We start from the raw sequence: 6,390 nt of genomic DNA on the forward strand, positions 1-6,390 counted from the left end.
GTGGCGTACACGAATGTTTAAGGTGAGCATCATGTTTCGTATCGAGACAGAAGTGGACAAGGACCGTCACGTGCAGCTCCGTCGACGGTTGCGGGACACCAACACCGAGCGCTCGCCGGTGCTGCGGGCGATGCGGGGGACTCCTTCGGAGAAGGAAGTGCCGCTCCAGGTCTGGGGTCTGAACGAGGCGGGGCTGCTGGCCGGGGGCCTGGTGGGGCGCACGTGGGCACGGTGGCTGCATGTCGACCTGCTGTGGGTCGACCCCGGGCTGCGCTCGGCGGGCCTGGGCGGCCAACTCCTCGGGCACGCCGAGGAGTTGGCCCGCACCGAGCGGGGCTGCGGGTACGCGCGCGTCGAGACATGGGACTTCCAGGCGCCGGAGTTCTACCGCAAGCGGGGGTACGAGGTCGTGGCGGCCATCCCCGACTATCCCCCCGGCGTGACGGAGTACACCCTGACCAAACACCTGCCCTGAACCGGCCGGCCGGCCTCAGGCCAGGCGCCGCGCCCCCGCCGAGGGTGTCGCCTCGAACAGCCGGGGCCGGGCGAGGGCCGCCTTCTCGAAGGCCGACACCAGCGCCTTCGACACCGCGCCCGCGGCCGCCTCCTCGACCAGCACGATCGCGGACCCTCCGAACCCGCCGCCCGTCATCCGCGCCCCCAGCGCCCCGCTCGCCACCGCCACCTCGACCGCCAGGTCGAGCTCGGCGCAGGACACCCGCAGATCGTCCCGCAGGGAGACATGGCCCTCGGTCAGCACGGGCCCCACCCCCCAAACGTCGCCCGAGTCCAGCAGCGCCGCGACCCGCGCCACCCGCTCGTTGTCGCTCACCACGTGCCGCACATAGCCCCGTACGGTCGGCGATGACAGCTCGCGCAGCGCATCGGGCAGTCGCGCGTACGACAGTTCGCGCAGGGTCCGCACACCCAGCTCCCGCGCGCCCCGCTCGCAGCCGGCGCGCCGTTCGGCGTACGCGCCGTCTCCCAGCGCGTGCTGCACGCCGGTGTCCACGACGAGGAGCCGCAGGCCGTGCGCGGGCAGGTCGAAGGGGATCTGCCGGCGCGTCAGGTCACGGGCGTCCAGATGCAGGACATGGCCCTCGGTGCAGCACGCCGACGCCGTCTGGTCCATGATTCCGCAGGGGACGCCCACGAAGGCGTTCTCCGCCCGCTGGGACAGGCCCGCCAACTCCGCCATGGACAGCGGCAGTTCGTACAGGTCACGCAGTGCGAGGGCGGTCACGACCTCCAGGGCCGCCGAGGACGAGAGGCCCGCGCCGGTCGGCACCGTCGAGGTGAGGTGGATGTCGGCGCCGCTCACGTCGTGGCCGGCTTCGCGCAGGGCCCACACCACGCCCGCCGGGTAGGCCGCCCAGCCCGCCCCGGAGAGGGGTTCGAGCCCCTCGGTGCGCAGCTCGACGACGGGGCCGGCGATGTCCGCCGAGTGGAGCCTGAGGACCCCGTCGGCGCGCCGGGCCACCGCCGCCACCGCCGTGTGCGGCAGCGCGAGCGGCATGACGAAGCCGTCGTTGAAGTCGGTGTACTCGCCGATGAGGTTGACCCGGCCGGGCGCCGCCCACACGCCCTCGGGCTCGTACCCGTACAACGCGCGGAAAGCCGCGGCCACTTCACTCATGCGCGGGCTCCGTCGCGTGTGCGGGCGAACGCCCAGGCGTCCGCCACGATGCCCGCGAGGTCGGCGCGCGAGGGCTGCCAGCCGAGCGTCGCGTGGGCGCGCGCCGCGGAGGCCACCAGGACCGCGGGGTCGCCGCCGCGCCGGCCCGCCACGACCTCCGGGACCGGGTGGCCCGTGACCTTGCGGACGGTCTCGATGACCTCGCGGACCGAGAACCCGTTGCCGTTGCCCAGGTTGCAGACCAGGTGCTCGCCCGCCGTGGCGGCGTCGAGGGCCAGCAGGTGGGCCTCGGCCAGGTCGGCGACGTGGATGTAGTCGCGTACGCAGGTGCCGTCCGGGGTCGGGTAGTCGTCCCCGTAGACCGAGATGGACTCCCGCTGCCCGAGCGCCACCTGCAACACCAGCGGAATGAGGTGGGACTCCGGGTCGTGGCGCTCGCCGCAGGTGCCGTACGCGCCCGCCACGTTGAAGTAGCGCAGCGACACCGCGGCCAGGCCGTGCGCCGCGCACTCGCCGGCGATCATGTGGTCCACGGCGAGCTTGGAGGCACCGTACGGGCTGGTGGGCGCGGTCGGGTCGGTCTCGGTGACGGGGGTGGAGACCGGTTCGCCGTAGGTGGCCGCCGTGGAGGAGAAGACCAGCCGGCGCACGCCCGTGTCCCGCATCGCCGCGAGCAGCGCCATGGTGCCGCCGACGTTGTTGGCCCAGTACTTCTCGGGGACCGCGACGGACTCGCCGACCTGGGAGAACGCCGCGAAGTGCAGCACCGCGTCGAAGGAGGGGTCGAGCAGGCGTGCCGCGTCCTGGACGCGGCCCTCGATGAAGGCGGCGCCGGCCGGGACGGCCTCGCGAAAGCCCGTGGAGAGGTCGTCGAGGACGCTCACGTCGTGGCCGGCCTCGACCAGGTGGGCCGCGACCACGCTGCCCACATACCCCGCGCCACCCGTCACCAGATACTTGCTCACTTGCTGGCCACCTCTCGCAGTCGCTCGGCCGCGGTCTCCGGCGGCACGTCGTTGATGAACACGTTCATGCCGGATTCGGAACCCGCGAGGTACTTCAGCTTGCCGGAAGTGCGTCGGATGGTGAAAAGCTCCAGATGGAGCCCGAACTCCGCGCGGTCGAGGGCCCCCTCGCCCCGGAACGGCGCCTGGTGCCAGGCGGAGATGTAGGGGGTGGGCGGCTCGCCGGGTCCGAAGATCCGGTCGAAGCGCCTCAAGAGTTCCAGGTAGATCTGTGGGAACTCTGTGCGCGCGTCGTCCTCCAGGGCGCGCAGGTCGGGGACGCGTCGCTTGGGGTGCAGATGGACCTCGTAGGGCCAGTGCGCGGCGTACGGCACGAACGCCACCCAGTGCTCGCCTTCGAGCACCACGCGGGTGCCCTCGGCGCGTTCGCGCGCGACCACGTCGTCGAAGAGGTTGCGGCCGCCGGTGCGCTCGCGGTGTTCGGCGAGCGAGCGGAGCATGAGGGCGGTGCGGGGGGTGGTGAAGGGGTAGCCGTAGATCTGGCCGTGCGGGTGGCCGAGGGTGACGCCGATCTCGGCGCCCCGGTTCTCGAAGCAGAACACCTGCTGCACCTGCGGGAGTTCGGCGAGCTCGGCGGTGCGGTCGGTCCAGGCCTCCAGGACGAGGGTGGCCTGTTCTTCGGTGAGGTCGGCGAAGGAGGCGTCGTGGTCGGAGGTGAAGCAGACGACCTCGCAGCGGCCGGAGTCACCGGCGAGCGAGGGGAAGCGGTTCTCGAAGACGACGACGTCGTAGTCGGGGGCCGGGATCTCGCTGTCGCGGCCCTCGCGCGAGGGGCACAGGGGGCACGCGTCGGCGGGCGGCAGGTAGGTGCGCCCCTGACGGTGCGAGGCGACGACCACCGTGTCGCCGAGCAGCGGGTCGCGGCGCAGCTCGGACGCGGTCGACACCGGGTCGAGCGGACGGCGGTCCGTCTCCTCACGTACGAGGTCGTCGCGCGTGTCGTAGTACAGCAGCTCCCGACCGTCGGCGAGACGGGTCGACGTCTTCTTCACCTGAACCTCCACCATCCAACAGAACCGCGCACAACAAACCATAAGCCAACAGGCTTCGTCAATGGCGAGGGCAAGCGCTTTCTATGGCAGCGCCCGCTGCGGCCGGGGTTCAGGCCCGATCACAATCAAACAAACAATCTCATCAAGGCTGTTCAGTTTTCGAACATCGAGGCGTAGGTTCCCGTCCGGATCAGTAAGCGCGACGAAGCGGGTACGCATGCAATCTCTGGCCGCGGGGCTCCGGCTCCCCACCAACGGGCTCGACTACACGATTTTGGCGATCTACTTCATCGTCGTCCTGGGCATCGGCTTCGCCGCCCGCGCCAGCGTGAAGACCAGCCTCGACTTCTTCCTGTCGGGCCGCTCACTGCCCGCCTGGGTGACCGGTCTCGCCTTCGTGGCCGCCAACCTCGGCGCCACGGAGATCCTGGGCATGTCCGCGACCGGCGCCCAGTACGGCGTCGCGGTCGTGCACTGGTACTGGATCGGCGCGATCCCGGCGATGGTCTTCCTCGGCCTGGTGATGATGCCGTTCTACTACGGCTCGAAGGTGCGCTCGGTGCCGGAGTTCCTGCTCCAGCGCTTCGACAAGTCGGCGCACCTGCTCGCCTCGGCGCTCTTCGCGTTCGCCGCGGTCCTGATCGCGGGCGTCAACCTCTACGCCCTCTCGATCGTGGTCGAGGCGCTGCTCGGCTGGCCGCAGTGGGTGGCGATCGTCGTCGCCGGGTTCTTCGTGCTCGCCTACATCACCATCGGCGGTCTCTCCTCGGCGATCTACAACGAGGTGCTTCAGTTCTTCGTGATCCTGGCCGCGCTCATACCGCTGACCATCCTCGGTCTCAAGCGCGTCGGCGGCTGGGACGGCCTGACCGGGTCCCTCAAGGCGAGCCACGGCGACAACTTCCTGTCCGCCTGGGGCGGCACCGGCATCGGCGAGGCCAACCCGCTGGGCGCGAACTGGCTGACCATCGTCCTCGGCCTCGGCTTCGTACTGTCCTTCGGCTACTGGACGACCAACTTCGCCGAGGTGCAGCGCGCCCTGTCCGCGAAGAACCTCAGCGCGGCCCGCCGTACCCCGCTGATCGCGGCGTTCCCGAAGATGTTCATCGTGTTCCTGGTGATGATCCCGGGCCTGGTCGCGGCGGTCCTGGTCCCCAAGATCGGCACGCCGGGCTCGCCCCTCACCTACAACGACGCGATCCCGCTCCTGATGCAGGAGCTGCTGCCCAACGGTGTGCTCGGCATCGCGGTGACCGGTCTGCTCGCCGCGTTCATGGCGGGCATGGCGGCCAACGTGTCGTCCTTCAACACGGTGTTCACGTACGACATCTGGGCGAAGTACGTGAAGAAGGACAAGCCCGACGCGTACTACCTGCGATTCGGCCGCCTGATCACGGCGATAGGCGTGCTCGCGTCGATCGGCACGGCGTTCATCGCCTCCTCCTTCTCCAACATCATGGGCTACCTCCAGACCCTGTTCTCCTTCTTCAACGTGCCGATGTTCGTGGTGTTCGTGATCGGCATGTTCTGGAAGCGGGCGTCGGTGAAGTCCGGGGTGTGGGGCCTCTTCGCGGGCACCTCCGCCGCGATGGTCAACTACTTCTGGATCTACAAGCAGGGCGTCATCTCCATCCCCACCGACCAGGGTGCCAACTTCGTCTCCGCGATCGTCGGGTTCGTGGCCGGCGCGGTGGTGATGGTGGCGGTCACGCTCTTCACGGCGCCGAAGCCGGCGGCGGAGCTGGCGGGCCTGGTGTACGGGACGAAGTCCCCCGGCGTCGAGGAGCCGCCCGCCGAGGGCGACAGCGCCTGGTACCGGCGGCCCGCCCTGCTCGGCTGGGGCGCGATCGTGCTGGCCGCGCTCTGCTACATCCCCTACTCGTTCTGATCCACCGGAGGCACCGACATGTCCGAACTGCAGCGTGAAGTCTCCGAGTTGGAGAAGAAGTCGGCGTCCGCGGCGCGGCTCTTCGACATCCGGCGGATCATCGGCGGCCTTTTCACCCTGTACGGGGTGATCGTCACCGTAGCCGGAATCATGGCGTCCGACGCGGACCTGAAGAAGGCGCAGGGGATCAACATCAACCTGTGGACGGGGCTCGGGATGCTGGCGCTGGGCGTCTTCTTCCTGACCTGGCTAAAACTGCGCCCCCTGGCTCCCCCCGCACCGGACAACCCCGACCACTGAGTGGCCCCACTGAGCGGCCCGGGCCGCCGGACTGTGCGGGGCTGCTGGCGCAGTGCCGCGGGTGGGCTGTGCGGGGTTGCTGGCGCAGTGCCGCGGGTGGGCTGTGCGGGGTTGCTCGCGCAGTTCCCCGCGCCCCTTAACCCGCTTTCGGCTGCGGGCCGTGCTTGGTTGCTCGCGCAGTTCCTCGCGCCCCTGAACCCGTCGCCCCCTGCGGGTCGTGGTCGCTTCTCGCGCAGTTCCTCGCGCCCCTTAACCCGTCGCCCCCTGCGGGCCGTGGTCGCTTTTCGCGCAGTTCCTCGCGCCCCTTAACCCGCTTTCGGCTGCGGGGCGTGGTCGCTCCTCGCGCAGTTCCTCGCGCCCCTGTAGGGCACCCCGAACTGCGGGCCGCGCCCACCGCGGCGGAGCCGCGCAATGTCACAGCCCCGCGCCCCTGACTACTCGATGCCGGGCAGCACGGGCATCTTCAGCCCGTCCGGCGATTGAGGACGAGCGCCGTTCAGGCGCGAACGGGGGTGCAGGGGGCGGAGCCCCCGCATGGGGTCTGGGGCG

Annotated in this window: 6 protein-coding genes; 3 read left to right on the top strand and 3 right to left on the bottom strand. The window is 70.3% G+C overall.

Annotated elements, in window-relative coordinates; genetic code table 11:
- Positions 1–31 precede the first annotated feature (31 nt).
- The gene (locus tag ACGFW5_RS29320) at positions 32–475 is read left to right on the top strand and encodes a GNAT family N-acetyltransferase (protein ID WP_393837320.1); all 444 of its coding nucleotides are present in this window, start codon (positions 32–34) and stop codon (positions 473–475) included.
- 15 nt (positions 476–490) lie between these two features.
- Here the strand turns inward: ACGFW5_RS29320 and galK are convergent, their stop codons facing one another.
- The 3 genes from galK to galT are packed head-to-tail and all read right to left on the bottom strand — an operon-like array spanning position 491 to position 3,653.
- Positions 491–1,636, bottom strand: a complete 1,146-nt coding sequence (galK, locus tag ACGFW5_RS29325) for a galactokinase (RefSeq protein WP_393837321.1) — start codon at positions 1,634–1,636, stop codon at positions 491–493.
- Positions 1,633–2,601 (bottom strand): UDP-glucose 4-epimerase GalE, encoded by a 969-nt coding sequence (gene galE, locus ACGFW5_RS29330; RefSeq protein ID WP_393837322.1) that lies wholly within the window; start codon positions 2,599–2,601, stop codon positions 1,633–1,635. Before galE ends, galK begins: the two co-directional genes overlap by 4 nt.
- Complete coding sequence (galT, locus tag ACGFW5_RS29335) at positions 2,598–3,653, bottom strand: galactose-1-phosphate uridylyltransferase (RefSeq protein WP_393837328.1); 1,056 nt, start codon at positions 3,651–3,653, stop codon at positions 2,598–2,600. The genes galE and galT overlap by 4 nt, the downstream gene beginning before the upstream one ends.
- 217 nt (positions 3,654–3,870) lie before the next feature.
- On the opposite strand from galT, the gene ACGFW5_RS29340 reads away from it, so the two are divergent.
- A complete protein-coding gene (locus ACGFW5_RS29340) occupies positions 3,871–5,541 on the top strand; it encodes a sodium:solute symporter family protein (RefSeq protein ID WP_393837323.1) in 1,671 nt (556 codons plus the stop codon).
- An 18-nt stretch (positions 5,542–5,559) separates the two neighbouring features.
- The gene (locus ACGFW5_RS29345) at positions 5,560–5,841 is read left to right on the top strand and encodes a hypothetical protein (protein WP_393837324.1); all 282 of its coding nucleotides are present in this window, start codon (positions 5,560–5,562) and stop codon (positions 5,839–5,841) included.
- Positions 5,842–6,390 lie beyond the last annotated feature (549 nt).

The sequence above is a fragment of the Streptomyces sp. NPDC048416 genome (assembly GCF_043200435.1).
Taxonomy (GTDB): domain Bacteria; phylum Actinomycetota; class Actinomycetes; order Streptomycetales; family Streptomycetaceae; genus Streptomyces.